Annotated in this window: 20 protein-coding genes; 15 read left to right on the top strand and 5 right to left on the bottom strand. The window is 49.0% G+C overall.

All coding sequences use genetic code 11. The features are described from left to right. The first annotated feature begins 58 nt into the window (after nt 1-58). The 6 genes from D9734_RS20815 (at nt 59) to patD (ending at nt 7,058) form a co-directional block, all read left to right on the top strand. Nucleotides 59-1,468, top strand: coding sequence for a PLP-dependent aminotransferase family protein (locus tag D9734_RS20815; protein ID WP_130210209.1), 1,410 nt, complete (start codon nt 59-61; stop codon nt 1,466-1,468). Between the two features lie 241 nt (nt 1,469-1,709). Further along, nucleotides 1,710-2,855, top strand: coding sequence for a putative ABC transporter substrate-binding protein YdcS (gene ydcS, locus D9734_RS20810; protein ID WP_130210207.1), 1,146 nt, complete (start codon nt 1,710-1,712; stop codon nt 2,853-2,855). A 17-nt stretch (nt 2,856-2,872) separates the two neighbouring features. After that, the gene (locus D9734_RS20805; RefSeq protein WP_130210205.1) at nt 2,873-3,886 is read left to right on the top strand and encodes an ABC transporter ATP-binding protein; all 1,014 of its coding nucleotides are present in this window, start codon (nt 2,873-2,875) and stop codon (nt 3,884-3,886) included. Then, the gene (locus D9734_RS20800; RefSeq protein ID WP_001251315.1) at nt 3,887-4,828 is read left to right on the top strand and encodes an ABC transporter permease; all 942 of its coding nucleotides are present in this window, start codon (nt 3,887-3,889) and stop codon (nt 4,826-4,828) included. Then, entirely contained in the window at nt 4,818-5,612 is a 795-nt protein-coding gene (locus D9734_RS20795; protein ID WP_130210203.1) for an ABC transporter permease, read from the top strand. The genes D9734_RS20800 and D9734_RS20795 overlap by 11 nt, the downstream gene beginning before the upstream one ends. A 21-nt stretch (nt 5,613-5,633) precedes the next feature. After that, complete coding sequence (gene patD / locus D9734_RS20790) at nt 5,634-7,058, top strand: aminobutyraldehyde dehydrogenase (protein ID WP_130210201.1); 1,425 nt, start codon at nt 5,634-5,636, stop codon at nt 7,056-7,058. Between the two features lie 98 nt (nt 7,059-7,156). On the opposite strand, the gene yncL is transcribed toward patD, so the two are convergent. Beyond that, nucleotides 7,157-7,252 carry a stress response membrane protein YncL gene (yncL, locus tag D9734_RS20785; protein WP_074399477.1) on the bottom strand — a complete coding sequence of 32 codons (96 nt, stop codon included), beginning with the start codon at nt 7,250-7,252 and terminating at the stop codon, nt 7,157-7,159. Nucleotides 7,253-7,446: 194 nt separating this feature from the next. Here yncL and D9734_RS20780 point away from each other — a divergent pair, with 194 nt between their 5' ends. Both D9734_RS20780 and ydcY read left to right on the top strand, forming a co-directional pair. After that, nucleotides 7,447-7,620, top strand: a complete 174-nt coding sequence (locus D9734_RS20780; RefSeq protein ID WP_130210199.1) for a GhoT/OrtT family toxin — start codon at nt 7,447-7,449, stop codon at nt 7,618-7,620. An 85-nt stretch (nt 7,621-7,705) separates the two neighbouring features. Next, the gene (ydcY, locus tag D9734_RS20775; RefSeq protein WP_113649882.1) at nt 7,706-7,939 is read left to right on the top strand and encodes a DUF2526 family protein YdcY; all 234 of its coding nucleotides are present in this window, start codon (nt 7,706-7,708) and stop codon (nt 7,937-7,939) included. Here ydcY and D9734_RS20770 read toward each other — a convergent pair whose 3' ends face one another. Together D9734_RS20770 and mddA are read right to left on the bottom strand one after the other, a co-directional pair. After that, nucleotides 7,940-8,389 carry a DMT family transporter gene (locus tag D9734_RS20770; RefSeq protein WP_130210197.1) on the bottom strand — a complete coding sequence of 150 codons (450 nt, stop codon included), beginning with the start codon at nt 8,387-8,389 and terminating at the stop codon, nt 7,940-7,942. It abuts the gene before it with no gap. Then, entirely contained in the window at nt 8,386-8,904 is a 519-nt protein-coding gene (mddA, locus tag D9734_RS20765) for an L-methionine sulfoximine/L-methionine sulfone acetyltransferase (RefSeq protein WP_130210195.1), read from the bottom strand. The genes D9734_RS20770 and mddA overlap by 4 nt, the downstream gene beginning before the upstream one ends. A 180-nt stretch (nt 8,905-9,084) precedes the next feature. Here mddA and curA point away from each other — a divergent pair, with 180 nt between their 5' ends. Together curA and mcbR are read left to right on the top strand one after the other, a co-directional pair. Continuing rightward, nucleotides 9,085-10,122, top strand: a complete 1,038-nt coding sequence (gene curA, locus D9734_RS20760; protein WP_130210193.1) for an NADPH-dependent curcumin/dihydrocurcumin reductase — start codon at nt 9,085-9,087, stop codon at nt 10,120-10,122. A 198-nt stretch (nt 10,123-10,320) separates the two neighbouring features. Further along, nucleotides 10,321-10,986, top strand: coding sequence for a colanic acid/biofilm transcriptional regulator McbR (gene mcbR, locus D9734_RS20755; protein WP_130210191.1), 666 nt, complete (start codon nt 10,321-10,323; stop codon nt 10,984-10,986). Nucleotides 10,987-11,128: 142 nt separating this feature from the next. On the opposite strand, the gene pqqU is transcribed toward mcbR, so the two are convergent. Continuing rightward, complete coding sequence (gene pqqU, locus D9734_RS20750; RefSeq protein ID WP_130210189.1) at nt 11,129-13,222, bottom strand: TonB-dependent receptor PqqU; 2,094 nt, start codon at nt 13,220-13,222, stop codon at nt 11,129-11,131. 240 nt (nt 13,223-13,462) lie between these two features. Here pqqU and D9734_RS20740 point away from each other — a divergent pair, with 240 nt between their 5' ends. Beyond that, entirely contained in the window at nt 13,463-14,524 is a 1,062-nt protein-coding gene (locus tag D9734_RS20740) for a YncE family protein (RefSeq protein WP_105268474.1), read from the top strand. A gap of 80 nt (nt 14,525-14,604) precedes the next feature. On the opposite strand, the gene ansP is transcribed toward D9734_RS20740, so the two are convergent. Then, nucleotides 14,605-16,104, bottom strand: a complete 1,500-nt coding sequence (ansP, locus tag D9734_RS20735; protein ID WP_130210185.1) for an L-asparagine permease — start codon at nt 16,102-16,104, stop codon at nt 14,605-14,607. Between the two features lie 974 nt (nt 16,105-17,078). On the opposite strand from ansP, the gene D9734_RS20725 reads away from it, so the two are divergent. From D9734_RS20725 to D9734_RS20710, 4 genes are all read left to right on the top strand, one after another. Continuing rightward, nucleotides 17,079-17,609, top strand: coding sequence for a type IV secretion protein Rhs (locus D9734_RS20725; RefSeq protein WP_130210183.1), 531 nt, complete (start codon nt 17,079-17,081; stop codon nt 17,607-17,609). Beyond that, complete coding sequence (locus D9734_RS20720) at nt 17,606-17,962, top strand: hypothetical protein (RefSeq protein WP_130210181.1); 357 nt, start codon at nt 17,606-17,608, stop codon at nt 17,960-17,962. Before D9734_RS20725 ends, D9734_RS20720 begins: the two co-directional genes overlap by 4 nt. Before the next feature lie 210 nt (nt 17,963-18,172). Next, nucleotides 18,173-20,167 carry a type VI secretion system tip protein TssI/VgrG gene (tssI, locus tag D9734_RS20715; RefSeq protein WP_130210179.1) on the top strand — a complete coding sequence of 665 codons (1,995 nt, stop codon included), beginning with the start codon at nt 18,173-18,175 and terminating at the stop codon, nt 20,165-20,167. Between the two features lie 51 nt (nt 20,168-20,218). Then, nucleotides 20,219-20,533: DcrB-related protein (locus tag D9734_RS20710; RefSeq protein ID WP_130210177.1), on the top strand; the 315-nt coding region annotated here is incomplete at its 3' end.

The raw sequence follows: 20,533 nt of genomic DNA, 5'->3' as shown, positions 1-20,533 counted from the left end.
CATTTTTAACAACTGATATAGACTGCCGGATCACCTGCACATAATAACGATCCAATTAATGAAAAAATACCAGCAGCTCGCAGAACTATTACGTGAGCAAATTGCGTCAGGCATCTGGCAACCCGGCGATCGCCTGCCTTCTCTACGTGAACAGGTTGCGATTTCTGGCATGAGCTTTATGACTGTCGGTCATGCTTATCAGTTGCTCGAAAGTCAGGGGTATATTATTGCGCGGCCGCAGTCAGGTTATTACGTTGCGCCGCGCACGGTGAAATCACCGCAGGCACCTGCTATTCCGGTAACGCGTGATGAAACGGTCGATATTAACACCTATATTTTTGATATGTTGCAGGCCAGTCGCGATCCGTCAGTGGTGCCGTTTGCCTCGGCCTTTCCCGACCCGCGACTTTTCCCCCTCCAACAACTAAACCGCTCGCTGGCGCAGGTAAGCAAAACCGCCACGGCGATGAGCGTGATTGAAAACTTGCCACCAGGGAATGCAGAACTGCGTCAGGCTATTGCTCGTCGCTATGCCTTACAGGGCATCACTATTACTCCTGATGAAATTGTCATTACCGCCGGGGCGTTAGAGGCATTAAACCTCAGTTTGCAAGCGGTCACTGAACCGGGCGATTGGGTGATTGTCGAGAATCCTTGTTTCTACGGCGCGTTGCAGGCACTGGAGCGGTTACGGCTGAAGGCGTTATCGGTGGCGACGGATGTTAACGAAGGGATCGATCTTCAGGCGCTGGAACTGGCGTTACAGGAGTATCCGGTCAAAGCCTGCTGGCTAATGACTAATAGCCAGAATCCACTCGGATTTACCTTAACGCCACAGAAAAAAGCGCGGCTGGTAGCGTTGCTCAATCAGTACAACGTGATGTTAATTGAAGATGACGTTTACAGTGAGCTTTACTTTGGTCGGGAAAAACCGCTACCCGCGAAAGCGTGGGATCGTCACGATGGTGTACTGCTTTGCTCATCATTTTCTAAATGTCTGGTGCCAGGTTTTCGCATTGGTTGGGTCGCCGCCGGAATACATGCACGCAAAATCCAGCGATTGCAGTTGATGAGCACGCTTTCCACAAGTTCGCCAATGCAGCTTGCACTGGTGGATTACCTTTCTACTCGTCGTTACGATGCCCATCTTCGTCGTCTACGTCGCCAGCTTGCGGAACGTAAACAACGTGCCTGGCAGGCGCTGCTGCGTTATCTGCCTGCGGAAGTCAAAATTCATCATAATGACAGCGGTTATTTTCTCTGGCTGGAGCTTCCCGAACCGTTAGATGCGGGCGAATTAAGTGTTCAGGGATTGGCGCATCACATCAGCATTGCGCCGGGTAAAATGTTTTCTACTGGCGAAAGTTGGTCCCGTTTTTTCCGTTTTAATACTGCATGGCAGTGGGGGGAGCGCGAAGAACAGGCGGTTAAACAATTAGGTCACCTTATTAAAGAATACCTGAAATAGATCCCCATTTAATTTCTCTCAGGTTGGGTAATATGAATTTCTAATAGAAGCTATATTTCCTAACCCCTTGTCTATACTCCAGAAGATAGCTTCTCAAACGGCATAATGCGCGTTAGCTCACATCCTGATTAAATTTTCTCGGGGGCGAGGGTGCGCCTGCAAGCCGCCGTCTATGGTTAAACAAGGAGATATTTTTACGGCACGGCGGCTGAACAATTAATTACGACAGGAGTAAGACTTTATGAGCAAGATATTTGCCCGCAGCAGCCTGTGTGCGCTTACCATGACATTAATGACCGCCCACGCCGCCGAACAGCCTACCAATTTGGATAAACCGGAAGGACGACTGGATATTATCGCCTGGCCGGGATACATCGAACGCGGACAAACCGATAAACAATACGACTGGGTGACGCAATTTGAAAAAGAAACAGGTTGTGCGGTCAATGTGAAAACTGCGGCGACTTCCGATGAAATGGTCAGCCTGATGACCAAAGGAGGTTACGATCTGGTCACGGCGTCCGGCGATGCCTCGCTGCGTTTGATTATGGGTAAACGCGTGCAGCCGATTAATACTGCGTTGATTCCCAACTGGAAAATGCTCGATCCGCGCGTGGTTAAAGGCGACTGGTTCAACGTGGGTGGAAAAGTCTATGGCACGCCATATCAATGGGGTCCGAACCTGTTGATGTACAACACCAAAACCTTCCCGACACCACCAGATAGCTGGCAAGTGGTTTTTGTTGAGCAGAATCTACCGGACGGTCAGAGTAATAAAGGCCGCGTGCAGGCTTATGACGGCCCTATCTACATTGCGGATGCTGCGCTGTTCGTCAAAGCGACTCAGCCGCAGTTGGGTATCTCCGATCCATACCAACTCACTGAACAACAGTATCAGGCGGTACTGAAAGTGCTGCGAGATCAACATAGTTTGATCCATCGCTACTGGCATGACACTACCGTGCAAATGAGCGATTTCAAAAACGAGGGAGTGGTCGCTTCCAGTGCCTGGCCCTATCAGGCCAACGCATTGAAAGCCGAAGGCCAACCGATCGCCACCGTCTTCCCGAAAGAGGGCGTTACCGGTTGGGCTGACACCACTATGTTACATAGCGAAGCGAAACATCCGGTTTGTGCCTACAAATGGATGAACTGGTCATTAACGCCGAAGGTGCAGGGCGATGTAGCGGCCTGGTTTGGTTCGCTGCCGGTAGTACCGGAAGGCTGCAAAGCCAGTCCGTTGCTGGGCGATAAAGGCTGTGAAACCAACGGCTTTAACTATTTCGATAAAATCGCCTTCTGGAAAACGCCTATAGCCGAAGGGGGCAAGTTTGTTCCCTACAGTCGCTGGACGCAGGATTACATTGCCATTATGGGCGGTCGCTAACTTCGCTGGGGTGTTTTATGACGTACGCAGTGGAGTTTGACAACGTCTCGCGGTTGTACGGCGACGTGCGCGCGGTAGATGGCGTCAGTATTGCGATAAAAGATGGTGAGTTCTTCTCTATGCTGGGACCGTCCGGTTCCGGCAAAACCACCTGCCTGCGCCTGATTGCTGGCTTCGAACAGCTTTCCGGCGGGGCGATTGCTATCTTTGGCAAACCGGCCAGTAATCTACCGCCGTGGGAGCGGGACGTGAATACCGTCTTCCAGGACTACGCGCTGTTTCCCCATATGTCGATTCTCGAGAATGTGGCCTACGGGCTGATGGTTAAAGGCGTGGATAAAAAGCAGCGGTACGCAATGGCGCAAGAGGCGCTGGAGAAAGTGGCGTTGGGGTTTGTACAGCAACGTAAACCGTCACAGCTTTCTGGTGGTCAGCGCCAGCGAGTCGCCATCGCCAGAGCACTGGTGAACGAACCGCGCGTGTTGTTGCTGGATGAACCGCTCGGCGCACTGGATCTCAAATTGCGCGAACAAATGCAGCTTGAGCTGAAAAAGCTGCAACAGTCGCTCGGTATCACTTTTATTTTCGTTACCCACGATCAGGGCGAAGCGTTATCGATGTCCGATCGTGTGGCGGTTTTCAATAATGGACGCATTGAACAGGTCGATTCCCCGCGCGATCTCTATATGCGCCCGCGCACGCCGTTTGTTGCGGGATTCGTCGGGACATCCAACGTTTTTGATCCGCTAATGGCCGAGAATCTTTGCGGCATGGTGGGCAGTTTTGCCCTGCGGCCGGAACATATTCGCCTGAATACACCAGGTGAAGTGCAGGCCAATGGCACGATTCAGGCGGTGCAATATCAGGGGGCAGCCACACGTTTTGAACTGAAACTGAACAGCGGTGAAAAACTGCTGGTTAGCCAGGCAAATGTAACGGGCGAAGACTTACCCAACACGCTCACGGCTGGTCAACAGGTGATGGTTTCCTGGTCGCGCGAGGTGATGGTGCCACTGGTTGAGGAGAGGTGAATGGCGATGAACGTATTGCAATCACCTTCACGTCCAGGTCTGGGTAAGGTGTCCGGTTTCTTCTGGCGTAATCCGGGGCTGGGGCTGTTTTTGCTGCTACTTGGCCCTCTAATGTGGTTTGGTATTGTCTATTTCGGCTCGCTGCTGACGTTGTTGTGGCAGGGCTTTTATACCTTTGACGATTTCACCATGTCGGTAACGCCGGAACTGACGCTGGCGAATATCCGTGCGCTGTTTAATCCGGCGAATTACGACATCATTCTCCGCACACTGACAATGGCTGTGGCAGTCACTATCGCCAGTGCCATTCTGGCCTTTCCGATGGCGTGGTATATGGCGCGCTATACCAGCGGCAAAATGAAAGCGTTCTTTTACATTGCGGTGATGTTGCCCATGTGGGCAAGCTACATTGTTAAAGCCTATGCCTGGACCTTATTGCTGGCTAAAGACGGTGTGGCGCAGTGGTTTTTACAACATCTGGGGCTGGAACCACTGCTGACAGCGTTCCTTACATTACCAGCGGTGGGCGGTAATACGCTGTCAACTTCTGGGCTAGGGCGCTTTCTGGTGTTTCTCTATATCTGGTTGCCGTTCATGATCCTGCCTGTGCAGGCGGCGCTTGAGCGTTTGCCGCCGTCATTGTTGCAGGCGTCGGCTGATCTTGGCGCGCGTCCACGGCAAACCTTTCGCTATGTGGTGCTGCCGCTGGCGATCCCAGGCATCGCGGCTGGCTCTATCTTTACCTTTTCGCTCACACTGGGTGATTTTATCGTCCCACAGCTGGTTGGCCCGCCAGGGTATTTTATCGGCAATATGGTCTACTCCCAGCAGGGAGCGATTGGCAATATGCCGATGGCTGCGGCTTTTACTCTGGTGCCGATAGTCCTTATCGCACTCTATCTGGCGTTCGTGAAACGTCTGGGAGCGTTCGATGCACTCTGAACGCGCACCGTTTTTCCTCAAACTGGCGGCCTGGGGCGGCGTGGTTTTCCTACATTTTCCCATCCTTATTATTGCTGCCTATGCTTTTAATACTGAAGAAGCAGCATTTAGCTTCCCCCCGCAAGGTCTGACACTGCGCTGGTTTAGCGTGGCAGCACAGCGTAGTGATATTCTTGATGCCGTGACACTGTCACTTGAAGTGGCGGCGCTGGCAACATTAATTGCGCTGGTGTTAGGGACGCTGGCAGCTGCCGCGCTGTGGCGACGAGACTTTTTCGGCAAAAACGCCATTTCTCTGTTACTGCTGCTGCCTATTGCGCTGCCAGGCATTGTTACTGGTCTGGCGTTATTAACCGCGTTTAAAACCATCAATCTGGAGCCGGGATTTTTCACCATCGTGGTCGGGCATGCGACTTTTTGCGTTGTGGTGGTGTTTAACAATGTCATTGCCCGTTTTCGCCGCACCTCGTGGAGTCTGGTTGAGGCGTCAATGGATCTTGGGGCTAATGGCTGGCAAACCTTTCGTTATGTGGTGTTGCCGAATCTCAGTTCGGCGCTACTGGCAGGAGGGATGCTGGCGTTTGCCTTGTCGTTCGATGAAATCATCGTTACGACCTTTACGGCAGGCCATGAACGGACGTTACCGTTGTGGTTGCTCAATCAGCTTGGGCGACCACGTGATGTACCGGTAACCAACGTGGTGGCACTGCTGGTTATGTTGGTAACAACCTTGCCGATCCTGGGGGCCTGGTGGCTAACCCGCGAAGGCGACAATGGTCAATAACCACTGATACAGGAATATGCTATGCAACATAAGTTACTGATTAACGGAGAACTGGTTAGCGGCGAAGGGGAAAAACAGCCTGTCTATAATCCGGCAACGGGGGACGTTTTACTGGAGATTGCCGAGGCATCGGCAGAGCAAGTTGATGCTGCTGTTCGCGCGGCAGATGCGGCATTTGCCGAATGGGGGCAAACGACGCCGAAGGTGCGCGCAGAATGCCTGCTGAAACTGGCTGATGTTATTGAAGAAAATGGTCAGGTTTTTGCCGAACTGGAGTCTCGTAACTGTGGCAAGCCTCTGCATAGTGCGTTCAATGATGAAATTCCTGCGATTGTCGATGTTTTTCGCTTTTTCGCCGGAGCTGCTCGCTGCCTGAATGGTCTGGCGGCAGGAGAATATCTCGAGGGACATACTTCGATGATCCGCCGCGATCCGCTGGGCGTTGTGGCTTCTATTGCCCCCTGGAATTACCCATTGATGATGGCTGCATGGAAACTGGCTCCGGCACTGGCGGCGGGGAACTGCGTGGTACTGAAGCCATCAGAAATCACGCCGCTGACCGCACTAAAACTGGCAGAGCTGGCGAAAGATATCTTCCCGCCGGGCGTGATCAACGTACTGTTTGGCCGGGGCCAGACCGTGGGCGATCCGCTGACCGGGCATCAAAAAGTGCGCATGGTTTCGCTGACGGGGTCTATCGCCACCGGTGAGCACATCATCAGCCATACCGCGCCATCCATTAAGCGCACCCACATGGAGTTAGGCGGCAAAGCGCCGGTCATTGTTTTTGATGATGCTGATATTGGAGCTGTGGTTGAAGGTGTCCGCACGTTTGGTTATTACAACGCTGGACAGGATTGCACCGCAGCTTGTCGAATCTATGCGCAAAAAGGCATTTACGATGCGCTGGTGGAAAAACTCGGCGCCGCTGTCGCAACCTTGAAATCGGGCGCGCCGGATGACGAATCAACGGAACTGGGGCCGTTGAGTTCCCAGGCTCATCTCGACCGCGTCAGCAAAGCAGTGGAAGAGGCGAAAGCGACGGGACACATTAAAGTGATCACCGGCGGGGAGAAACGAAAAGGTAACGGTTATTACTATATGCCGACGCTGCTGGCAGGCGCGTTGCAAGAAGATGCTATCGTTCAAAGAGAGGTATTTGGTCCAGTGGTGAGCGTGACTGTCTTCGATAATGAAGAACAGGTAGTGAACTGGGCAAATGATAGCCAGTATGGTTTAGCCTCTTCAGTATGGACGAAAGATGTGGGGCGGGCGCATCGCGTTAGTGCACGTCTGCAATATGGCTGCACATGGGTCAATACCCATTTCATGCTGGTAAGTGAAATGCCGCACGGTGGTCAGAAACTTTCAGGTTATGGCAAGGATATGTCACTTTATGGGCTGGAGGATTACACCGTTGTCCGCCACGTAATGGTTAAACATTAAGGGTAATATTGTAGCCAGGGAGAGTGTGAGAAGATCTAACGCACTGTCAGAGAGTTGATATCTCTCTGACAGTGTGTACTGCGTGCAATATCGCTACATCAAATAAACCAACCAAATCTCATAGAGATAAGAGCAAACAATCCAACAGCAGCAAAGAGATTTATAAGCACTACAGTTCTACTGGAAACATTCATATTTTGCCACCTTTTGTCATAGCCCCTATGTGTATAGTACGGGTTAAGTAAATCTGCAATAATACTCATTCTGAAGATGGACAAGGGCAGCTCCCGGGTTATGGAAATATCTCAAACGGGTTGAAAAACTTGATGTGCATCAAAAAATAACGCATATTTGCGCGCGTTTTATTCCTCCGGCTGGATGCCCGTACATGTCTCTTTATCAACACCTGCTTGTTTTTTATGCTGTTATGGCAGCTATCGCGTTTGTTACTACCTGGTTTCTTTCCCACGAGAAGAAGCACATTCGTTTTCTGAGCGCCTTCCTGGTGGCGGTGACCTGGCCGATGAGTTTTCCAGTGGCGCTGCTGTTTTCGCTGTTTTAAATCTTGAGCACTAGCTTGACGGCACAACGCAGACTTATATCATTTGGGAGAATCGATAATTTTCACAAGTGGCTAAGGAGAAAGTATGTCGCATCTGGAAGAGGTCATCGCACGCGTGGATGCAGCGATTGATGAGAGCGTCATTGCCCATATGAACGAATTATTAATCGCCCTGAGCGATGACGCAGAGTTAAGCCGGGAAGAACGTTACACTCAGCAGCAGCGTTTGCGTACAGCAATCGCTCATCACGGGCGTAAGCATAAAGAAGATATGGAAGCTCGCCACGAACAGTTAACCAAAGGCGGCACTATCCTGTGATTAAAACGAGCGTCTGGCCACCAGCCAGGCGCCAACCACAAGTAAAATTGCGCCACAAATTGGGCCGATCAACGCCCGTAATGGCACGCCATGGCTACGCAAAATATCCAGCACCAGCCCTCCAATCAACTGACTGGCGACCAGTACTGCAATGGTCGTAGCTGCCCCCACATTCTGATATCCGCTGATACTGGCAAAGACAAAAAATGATCCCAGCAAGCCAGGAATCAGTGTCCACCAACGCACGCTGGAAACCAGTTCGCCAAACCCTGCCATCCCTTGTTTAAACCATAAAATGGAGACGAATAGCACAATCCCCACCAGTGAGTTCGGCAACATGGCGATGAGGATGGTAGAGGAGGTCTGGGTGATGCGCACCATCAGCGTGTTTTGCACCACCAGGCCAATTCCGGCGGCAATCAAAAAGGCAAGGGTGAGCGACTGATTCATCCAATCGCGTCCGGTTCAGTGCGCTCGTCGAGTTGCAACTGCATAAATGTCAGATCCAGCCAACGACCAAATTTAGTGCCTACCTGCGGCATTTGTGCGGTGACGACAAATCCCAGAGACTGGTGGAGATGCAGCGAGGCCAGATTTTGCGATTCGATCCCGGCGACCATGACATGCTTCCCGCAATCCCGCGCTTCATCGATCAATCGGCTTAACAATTTACGCCCAAGACCTTTGCCCTGATGATCGGGATGGACATAAACCGAATGTTCCACGGTATGGCGAAAACCATCGAAACTACGCCAGTCGCCAAACGAGGCATATCCCGTCACTACGCCGTTTTCCTCGCTCACCAGCACTGGATAACCTGCTAAAGTCCGCGCTTCAAACCAGGCAATGCGGTTATCTGCATCCACAGTTTGGTCATTCCAGATAGCCGCCGTATACAACACGGCGTGGTTATAAATTTCCGCAATAGCAGCACAATCGGCTTTGCAGGCAAAACGGATGGACATATCTGGCCTCGATTAAATATTGATGATGATGTTATCAATACTATCGAAAACAGCCGGAAGCAACGCAATCTACAATGAAATTATTGCGTGTTGTGGGAGGAATGTGATGCATACAGACAAATATAACCACGTGTGCCTGCTACCATTGATCGATTCATGCCAAAAGCACAGGAGAGCATTATGGGGCAACAAAAGCAGCGTAACCGCCGTTGGGTTCTGGCCTCGCGTCCGCATGGCGCGCCGGTTCCGGAGAATTTTCGTCTTGAAGAAGATGATGTCGCCACACCGGGTGAAGGACAGGTGTTACTGCGCACAGTTTATTTGTCACTGGACCCGTATATGCGTGGACGAATGAGCGATGAGCCATCTTATTCACCGCCCGTTGATATTGGCGGGGTGATGGTCGGCGGTACGGTGAGCCGTGTCGTGGAGTCGAATCATCCTGATTACCAGCCTGGCGACTGGGTGCTTGGCTACAGTGGATGGCAGGACTATGACATATCCAGTGGCGATGAACTGGTGAAACTTGGCGATCATCCGCAAAATCCTTCGTGGTCACTGGGTGTGCTGGGGATGCCCGGCTTTACCGCTTATATGGGCCTGCTGGATATCGGTCAGCCCAAAGAGGGCGAAACGTTGGTGGTTGCTGCAGCGACAGGACCAGTGGGTGCGACGGTGGGGCAAATCGGAAAACTTAAAGGTTGTAGGGTAGTTGGAGTGGCCGGTGGCGCGGAAAAATGCCGCCATGCTACCGAGGTGCTGGGCTTCGATGTTTGCCTTGACCACCACGCGGATGATTTTGCCGGGCAGCTGGCGAAAGCGTGTCCGAAAGGGATTGATATCTATTATGAAAACGTTGGCGGGAAGGTGTTTGATGCCGTGCTGCCGTTGCTTAATACCTCCGCGCGTATTCCTGTCTGTGGCTTAGTAAGCGGCTATAATGCGACGGAGTTGCCATCGGGGCCAGACCGTTTACCGTTGTTGATGGCCACGGTGCTGAAAAAACGTATTCGCCTGCAAGGCTTTATTATCAGTCAGGATTATGGCCACCGAATCCATGAGTTCCAGCAGGAGATGGGACAATGGGTGAAAGAGGGTAAAATTCACTATCGTGAACAAATTACCAACGGTTTGGAGAACGCACCGCAGACGTTTATCGGCCTGCTGAGCGGCAAAAACTTCGGCAAAGTTGTTATTTGTGTCGCGGGTGATGACTAAAGATACGGCGGCGGCGTAAAGCCGCCACAAAAATCCAGGCAAAAATCTTATTTCCAGCTTTAATTAACTAATCACATCACTGTTCTATAGCTAATAACAATAAAGATGAGAGGATAATGATTATTCAGCTTCATACACCAGGTAAACGACTTCTGCTATACCGGCAGAGTTGGAACGAATACACCTGAAGGAAATAACATGCCTGGAACGGAAAAAATATCGCATATCAGTTTGACTATGCAGGTTGAGAACGACCTGAAACATCAGCTTAGTATTGGCGCACTGAAACCTGGCGCACGCTTGATCACTAAAAATCTGGCGGAGCAATTAGGCATGAGTATTACACCCGTGCGTGAAGCACTATTACGCCTGGTTTCGGTTAATGCGCTCTCTGTCGCACCTGCACAAGCATTTACAGTACCGGAAGTAAGGCAAAGTCAATTAGACGAAATCAATCGGATCCGCTACGAACTGGAATTAATGGCAGTTGCCCTGGCTGTTGAAAACATTTCCTCGCAAGACATAGCGGAACTTCAGGAATTGCTCGAGAAATTACAGCAGGCGCAAGAAAACGGCGATATGGAACAACTCATTAATGCAAACAAACTATTTCGCTTAGCGATTTATCATCGTTCAAAAATGCCCATTCTGTGTGAAATGATTGAGCAATTATGGGTCAGGATGGGACCTGGTTTACATTATCTTTATGAAGCGATTAATCCAGCAGAATTACGTGAGCGTATTGAAAGCTATCATGTACTATTCGCCGCGTTAAAAGCAAAAGACAAAGAGGGATGCAGACATTGTCTTGCTGAAATTATGCAAAAAAACGTTGCTATGTTGTGCCAGCAATACAGTTGTTAAATTAAAACGCCCGGCAAATATCGGGCATCAATGTATACTCGTCATACTTCAAGTTGCATGTGCTGCGTCTGCGGGTTATTCGGCCCATCCATGGGCCTCACCCCTTACGGGGCCGCTGCAACTCGAATTATTTAGAGTATAGTTATTCAAATCGCCATGCGATATTCACGCCCACACCATAATTACGCCCGGGAGCTGGTTCGTAATATCGACCATTTGATTCATTAACAATCACCGATCCGACATATTCTTTATCGAATAAATTATCGACACGACCAAATAAATCCATAGTTAGATTGTGGTAATTGTATTTATACCCGGTGAATAAGCCGACGAGAGTATAAGAAGGCGCTTTGGCCGTATTTTCATCATCTGCCATTATATCGCCCATGTAACGCGCTTCCGTGCCTGCATACCAGCCATCTTCCGGTACATAACCTATCGACGCAAAACCCATATTACGGGCGATCCCTGGCATCCGGTTACCGTTACAATCCTGTTCACTGCAAACATTGCTGCGATAGGTGGCATCAAGCCAGGTCCAGGACGCTTTTACGCGAAAATCTCCCGCGAAACGTTGATCCCATGCCAGTTCAGCGCCCTGACGACGCGTTTTACCGGCATTTTTATACGTGGTGCGTCCACCGCTACTGCTATCGACAACAATTTCATCATCGGTGTCGGTCTGGAACAATGCGAGACTAAGCAACCCATCACCAATACGCGTTTTACTGCCGATCTCAATTGTATCGTTGGTGGAAGGTTTTAAACCAAAGTTCATACCGCTTTGCCCATCAGCGCGATAAGACAGTTCATTAATCGTCGGCGTTTCAAAACCTCGCCCGGCTGCCAGATAGATATTCCAGGCATTGGTCATTGCATATTTTAGCGATCCGGCTGGTAGCCATTTGTGATAACTGGCATCACCGCTATCATCGCCGTTACCCGGAGTAACGTAATGATCGTTGGAATCAAACCATACGGAGCTGTAGCGCACGCCAGCATCCAGCGAAAGTTTTTCGTTCAGTTGCCACTGTGTCTGCAAATAGGGATCGACGTTCCACATCAGATTGCGTTCGTCGCGGCGCAACTCACCTTTTTGCCCGTACTCCGGCACGCCGCTATTCAGGCGAAAATTATTGTAGCCTTTGCGGTTTTCACTCATGTTTTCGTAGTTCAGGCCGGTAGTGAACGTGACCGGAACGCCCAGTTCACCACGGTGTGTCCAGCGGCTGTCTATCCCCTGGTAATGGCGTTGCAGAGTAATCACGCCGCCCGCATGCGACGGGTTAAGTTGCGGTGTCATTGGGATTGACTGATACTGGGTCGTTTCTCGCTCTCCGGCATACATCATCACACTCATATCATCCCGCGAACTCAGGCTACGCTCATAGCGCAGCCCAGCCTGAGTTTGCTTGATGGTTTTTCGCGTGTCGTACTGTTCAGCGCGTGGCGCTTGTTGCGGATTCGCCTTCCATTCTGCTTCGGTTAATCCACCTGGATCATCTGCTTTGATATCCACGCTGTTGAAAATCAGGCTTAATTTGCTGGCGTCATCAATGCGTACGCCCAGTTTGGCATTGGCTAAATTTTTCTGTGCACCACTATGGTCACGATAGCCGTGGGTCGTAAAGCGTGTGGTTGAGACGGTGTAATCGACATCGCCAGGCTGTGTGCCGTCGCCCGTTGCTTTCAGCCCATAGCGCCAGCTGCCAAAACTGCCATAGTAACTACTGGCTTCAATGGTTGGCGGCTGTTGCCCGGTTTGAGTAGTGACATTCATCACCCCGCCAGACGCGTTGCCATACAGGGCAGAGAAGGGGCCACGCAGCACTTCCACATTTTGCACACTGCTTAAATCGATGTTAGATGTTTGCCCTTGTCCGTCGGGCATGGTGGCGGGAATACCGTCCACATACAGGCGAATACCGCGAATTCCGTAAGTGGAGCGGGAACCAAATCCGCGAATCGACAGCTGTAAATCTTGCGCATAGTTCTGCCGGTTTTGTAACTGCAAACCAGGCACGCTGGTCAGTGATTCAGACAAATTGATGCGCGGTGTTGCCAGGCGCATCTCCTCGCCATCCACCGCGCTAACGGCTGCTGGCGTATCCAGCTCGGAAATCACTTGTGGCGCGGCACTGACAATCATGGTTTGTTCATTGGTTGCAAAAGCGGAAGGAGAAAGGGCAATCAGTGCGGGCAAAATGGTCTGTCGGACGGAAAAAATCTTCATGAAAAAGCCAGGTTAAGAATGGGAATACGCCGTCATGGTAATAAAATTGTAAATTTATGGAAAACGAAACGGCACAATACGTTAAGTAATTGAGAAAATTGTAGTCGTAACGACAAGAAATACTCCACATTTGAGAAAATAATGATTACCATTCCCATTTATAACAAGAGCGTAACGATGATTACGCTCAGCGAAGCATTGTGAAGCAGCAAAAATATCGGTTCATCAAAGGGAGTCGTCATGCATTTACGTCATCTGTTTTCATCGCGCCTGCGTGGTTCATTACTGTTAGGTTCATTGCTCGTTGCTTCATCATTCAGTACGCAGGCCGCAGAAGAAATGCTGCGTAAAGCGGTAGGTAAAGGTGCCTACGAAATGGCTTATAGCCAGCAGGAGAACGCGCTGTGGCTTGCTACTTCGCAAAGCCGCAAACTGGATAAAGGCGGCGTGGTTTATCGTCTCGATCCGGTCACTCTGGAAGTGACTCAGGCGATCCATAACGATCTCAAGCCGTTTGGTGCCACCATCAATAACACGACTCAGACGTTGTGGTTTGGTAACACCGTAAACAGCGCGGTCACGGCGATAGATGCCAAAACGGGCGAAGTGAAAGGGCGTCTGGTGCTGGATGATCGTAAGCGCACGGAAGAGGTGCGCCCGTTGCAGCCGCGTGAGCTGGTAGCTGACGATGCCACGAACACGGTTTACATCAGTGGTATTGGCAAAGAGAGCGTGATTTGGGTCGTTGATGGCGAGAATATCAAACTGAAAACCGCCATCCAGAACACCGGTAAAATGAGCACTGGTTTAGCGCTGGATAGTAAAGGCAAACGTCTTTACACCACTAACGCTGACGGCGAATTGATTACCATCGACACCGCCGACAATAAAATCCTCAGCCGTAAAAAGCTGCTGGATGACGGCAAAGAGCACTTCTTTATCAACATCAGCCTTGATACCGCCAATCAGCGTGCATTTATCACCGATTCAAAAGCGGCAGAAGTGTTAGTGGTCGATACCCGTAATGGCAATATTCTGGCGAAGGTTGCGGCACCGGAATCACTGGCTGTGCTGTTTAACCCAGCGCGTAATGAAGCCTACGTGACGCATCGTCAGGCGGGTAAAGTTAGTGTGATTGATGCGAAAAGCTATAAGGTGGTGAAAACGTTCGATACGCCGACTCATCCGAATAGCCTGGCGCTGTCTGCCGATGGCAAAACGCTGTATGTCAGTGTTAAACAAAAATCCACTAAACAGCAGGAAGCTACCCAGCCGGACGATGTGATTCGTATTGCGCTGTAATCGACACAGGGGAGTTTGTCTTTCGTAGGCCGGATGCGGCGCTAGCGCCGCATCCGGCTTTAAACCGAGCAATTATGCAATTAACTCGTCGTTTCAGGCTTAAACACAATTTCCTGTTTTTCTTCATCTTCCTCGATGACTGGCGCAGTGCTGTGAATTTCAGCAACGCGTTTGCGCACACCAAACCAGCCTATAACCAGCAGAATACCGATAATCGGCAGCGCAGCGATGGTGTAAGTCCCGTTCGGGTAATCGAACGCCATCAGCACCAGCACGCACAGCAAAAACAGTAGCGTCAGCCAGGATGTGAAGGGCGCGCCAGGCAGTTTAAAACTGACGTCCGCTGCTTTGCCTTCTTTAATCGCTTTACGCAGGCGCATCTGGCACACGATGATAAACGCCCACGAGGCGATAATTCCCAGCGACGCGAAGTTCAGGACAATCTCAAATACGCGAGACGGCACCAGATAGTTAAGGAATACGCCAACAACATAAACGACCAGCGTCGCCAGGATCCCGGCATACGGCACATGCTGACGGCTCATTTTCGCCATAAAACTCGGTGCGGAACCGCCCATCGCCATCGAGCGCAGAATACGTCCAGTGCAGTACAGACCTGAGTTCAGGCTGGAGAGGGCAGCGGTCAGCACCACAATGTTCATAATGCTGCCGATGTACGGCACACCCAGTTTAGAGAAAAACGTCACGAACGGACTTTGCCCCGCCTGATACGCGCTCCACGGCAATAACATAACCAGCAACACCACGGAGCCGACGTAAAACAGACCAATACGCCAAATCACACTGTTAATCGCTTTAGGCACCATGGTCTGCGGATCTTTACATTCTCCGGCAGCTGTACCAACCATTTCAATGGAGGCAAAAGCAAACACTACGCCCTGAATCAACACCAGCGCAGGCAGCAAACCGTGGGGGAAGAAGCCGCCGTTATCGGTAATTAAATGAAAGCCAGTGGTGTTGCCATCCAGCGGCTGACCGCTACCGAGGAACACTGTACCCACGACCAAAAAGGTCACAATGGCGAGCACTTTAATAAGCGCAAACCAGAACTCCATCTCCGCAAACCATTTCACACCGATCATATTCATGGTGCCAACGATGGTCAGCGCAGCGAGCGCAAAGACCCACTGCGGCACGCCGCCAAACGCACCCCAGTAATGCATATACAGAGCGACGGCGGTAATATCGACAATCCCCGTCATCGCCCAGTTGATGAAGTACATCCAGCCAGCAACGTAAGCAGCTTTCTCTCCTAAAAACTCTCGGGCATAAGAGACAAAACTGCCACTGGAAGGGCGATGTAATACTAACTCACCCAATGCACGCAGAATAAAAAACGAAAACAAGCCACATACTAAATAAACCAGTGCCAGCGCAGGACCTGCCATTTGCAGTCGGGTTCCTGCACCTAAAAACAAACCGGTGCCAATCGCGCCGCCGATGGCGATCATCTGCACCTGGCGATTGCCCATCGCTTTGTGATACCCCTCTTCGTGGGCATTAAGCCAGCGGCGTTTCGCGGCGTGTTGATCTGAAGTGTCGGTGTCGTGTTTACTCATTGCTCTCCCTGATTGCTTTAATGAAAAAGTCATATAAGTTGCCATGAACAATGTTTATTCATCCTGGCGATGACAAGATTCACCATTATTCTTTATGGGTATAACTGTCGGCGCAGAATCCTACCCGTTATCGTGTAACGATGCAAAATAATCCCGCTATAAATGTGTGGGGATAATGGCGGCTAGCGACAAAGTCGCAACCTGATGAAATTATGACGGAAAAACCACTTTTGGTTCGATGATACTCGACGGTCGCCGACTTTTTCACCACTCGTTCGTTGCTCTGAACGCCAGTGGTTGCAGTGGACACTGGTGTGGTTGGTCGTCGCTGATTATCATTGAATAGTGAAGGACTAGCGTATGACTGGTTTCAGGGGTAATACGCCAAAGACCAATACAATTGCTGATTAGAAATGTCAGTTACCGACGTTACAGAAAATGCCAAAAAATGTAAGAGGGATATAGGGTGATAAACGCGCTATTGCCCAATAGAAACTTCTTGAATTAGTCCCGTTCCAGGGACATTACAACCCTTAAAACATTACTTCAATATAATTAATGTGTATATCATTCTCGATATTAATTTATGAAGTGAATTTGATATATTCCGAATTCTTAATTTACATTACTAATGTATGGGGCATAACGTTAAGATGGCTATGTGCAGATTAAGATATCAGGGTGGGGCGGTAGCGTTTACAGATATTAATTAATTGATGAAAATTATGTTATCCGTGCAATCATTTACATCAACTATTGATATTGAAGATAGATAAATAAAGATGCTGAGAACTAATGTTAAGGAATCGTAATGGAAATCGTTGAGAACTTGCTTTGATTTCATTGTCTATGAAGATGATGCCATCAATACTGCACAAAGTGGAAATGTTGAACATCAAAGAGAACCCTATTTAATAAATAATAAAAGAGCGTTTGTTTTTTATCTGAAAAATATTATCTCCAGGAGGAAGGATATGTCATTAAGGAGAATGACATCTGGTGAATTAACATTAGCCAGATCGATTTTTGAGAATACACTTGATTATAACAAGGTATGGATCCACAATGAAAAATATTTGCCAGGTCAAGGGGAAAGAACAGCGATGACTCCAAACGGGGAAATGTATTATCCTGATGCTGTTTATAGTTCAGATTTTTCATCGCAAGCAATGCCTGGCGATCGTGAAACAGTAGCAGGTGCTTCTCACTTGTTTATCCATGAAATGATGCATGTTTGGCAATATCAGAAAGGGTATTCAGTTAAGTTACGTGGTTTATTTTCCTGGGCGGCAAATTATCATTACGATCTTAATTTACAGTCAATTTCTTCTTATTCCATGGAACAACAAGCATCTATAGTTTCTGATTATTGGCTATTGATTAACTATGGACTGGTAGCTGATTTGGCAAATGTTAACTATGTAGGTGATACAACTGAATCAGTGGACACTTTATCGAAAAAATACAAAAAGGTACTTAATTTATTTCCTGCGGGCGTCATATGAAGAGATTCTTTTTGTTGCTCTTTTTGTCGGGATGCACTGTTGGTGATTATGTTCGCCCATTGTTGCCCGGTAATATATATTTACAAGACGGACGGGTTTGTTCAAAACCAGACGATGGGAATATGATTTCAAATTATATTTTGTATGAAGGTAAATATGGCAATGCAATAAAACTGAAAAGAGTGACTGGTCAGTTCGATCCCGTATGCATTGACATAAATAAGCTATCTCCAGATGTTATTTATATCGGAAAATATATGCTCTCTTCCGGAAGTGATAAAGAATACTATGGTTTTAGCATAATTAGGTCAGGGGAGCGTATTTTAAGACTTGATGATAATCATACTAAATAACAAATTAAATAGTTTCATTGATTTTATTAATGTGCTTTAGGTGAATATTTTCATCAGGTTAACATGACTATGGTATATATAGTTGATAGTATCTTCAGTAGCATTCATAAGTATTGAGATGTTTTATGCCAACTACGAATATATTGCATATTTTACTCTCTGTAAGATTTCTTATTAGCACTTGGCCATTTCTAGTTAAAAGGATTAATTATGAGTTTTACAGCTACAGATTATCCATCCGGTGCACTAATTGGATCGGGTACACATAACGTGACTTTGAGCGGCAGTGCAGTTTCTGATGGAATGTTACTGTTTGCAAGCTTGGGGGGTACAGAAACAGTAGGGGAACTATTTACTTATTCTATTAAATTAAAAACTCCTGACATCCTGAACCTGGGCTATGTTTCCCCCGCAGCCAACCTGCAGCTCAAACCGATGGTGGGCAAAGATCTGTGCGTCCATATCGAATTGGATGACGGCGGAAAACGTTATATCAGCGGGCTGGTGACGGCGGCACGCGTGGCTGGTCATCAAGGACGTTCGGTGGTGTATGAACTGCGGATCGAACCGTGGTTAAAAATACTGACCCACACTAGTGACTACAAAGCGTTTCAGAATAAAAACGTGGTGGACATTCTGGATGAGGTACTGGATGAGTACCCCTGGCCAGTCGAAAAACGACTGGTGGAAAATTATCCGACTCGTGCCTGGCAGGTGCAGTACGGTGAAACAGATTTCGATTTTATTCAGCGCCTGATGCAGGAATGGGGTATCTACTGGTGGTTTGAGCACAGCGAGAACAGTCACACGTTAGTGCTGGCTGATGCCATTAATGTCCACAAGGCATGCGCAGATTCGCCGCTGGTGTGTTATTACCAGAAAGGGCTGAAACTGGACAAGGAGTTTATCCATACCATCACAGCAAATGAAAGCCTGCGCAGCGGACAGTGGGTGCTGAATGATTTCGACTTTATGAAGCCGCGTTCACTGCTGAAGAGCACCGTGGCTAATCCGCGTGAAACCGGCCTTGCTGAATATGAGCACTATGAATGGCCGGGAGACTACTTCACAAAGAGTGAAGGTGAAATGCTGACACGCATCCGCATGGAAGAACAGCGTAGCCCCGGTAGTCGGGTACAGGGCAGCGGCAATATTCGTACCCTGATGACAGGTTTTACCTTCACCCTGGAAAACTATCCGACAGCCGAAGTGAACCGGGAATATCTGCTGGCACAGACCACGCTATTTATACAGGACAATGCGCAACACAGCGGCCAGGAGCAGCACTTCTCTTACTCAACCAGCTTTGAGTTACATCCCACCAATGAAGTTTACCGTCCGCAGCGAACCCTGAGCAAACCCCACACCAAAGGCCCACAGAGCGCCATCGTGACCGGCCCGGCGGGACAGGAAATCTGGACAGATAAATATGGAAGGGTGAAAGTTCAGTTTGGCTGGGATCGTTACGGTAAGAATGATGAAAACAGTTCCTGCTGGGTCCGTGTCAGTTATCCGTGGGCGGGTAAAGGATTCGGTGGCATTCAGATCCCGCGCATTGGTCAGGAAGTTCTGGTGGATTTCAAAAATGGTGATCCGGATTTACCCATTATCGTGGGGCGGACATACAACCAGGACACCATGCCACCGTGGGGACTACCGGGCGCAGCGACGCAAAGCGGGTTTTACAGCCACACCATTGGCGGCGGCCCAACCAATGCTAACGCCCTGCGTTTTGAGGATAAAACTGGCGGAGAAGAAGTCTGGTTGCATGCCGAGAAAGATCAACGCATTGAAGTAAATAATAATGAAAGCCATTGGGTGGGCAATAATCGCCTTAAAGTTATTGATAAAACAGAAACAGCGATTATTGGTGAGAAGCGTTCTCTTACAGTTCAGACGGATGATATCTCTCTCGCCGGAGGGGATAAAACGATTCAGACAGTGCAGAATCTACGCCTTGCTGCGGGAGATTCCATTATTCTTAGCTGCGGAGAAACTATCCTGCAAATGACCAGTGACGGAATATTTAATATAACCTGTAAGAATTTTAATATTACTGCAACAGAGAATGGAAAAATAAATACACAATCAGGGCAGCTTGATTTAAATATGAATGACAGAGCGGCAGATATACCTCCGCCTGGAACATTAGAGAAAACAGCCCTTCAGTCGGCAATAGATGTCACCTTCATGACTAAAAAATAAATAAAAACCCATCAATAAATAATTCATTAATTAAAAAGGACTCATACCATTATGACGGAGTACTATCTCAATGAAACTGTTGTAACTTTTCCTGGAAATATTATTCAGGACAGTACGATTAATATGCTGCGCCTCAGCGATCCCGACGCAGCACTCATTATCAGCCGGGGCCAGATGCAGGAAGGAGATGAATTAGCATCTCAGGTTGAACAGCAAATGAAAAAGCTGGAAAAGCAGGTAAAAGAACTGCGCTACACGCCCGTGCAGGTGACCCGCGTGGGGATTAATGACGCAGAGGAAGGGCTGGAAATACAGAGCCAGTTTCTCCGGGGTAACGAGCATGTGTACCAGTGTCAGGTGGCATTT

Origin of the sequence: Escherichia sp. E14S1, assembly GCF_004211995.1 — a bacterium.
Classification (GTDB): Bacteria; Pseudomonadota; Gammaproteobacteria; order Enterobacterales; family Enterobacteriaceae; genus Escherichia.
This window is presented reverse-complemented; position numbering and strand designations above follow the sequence as displayed.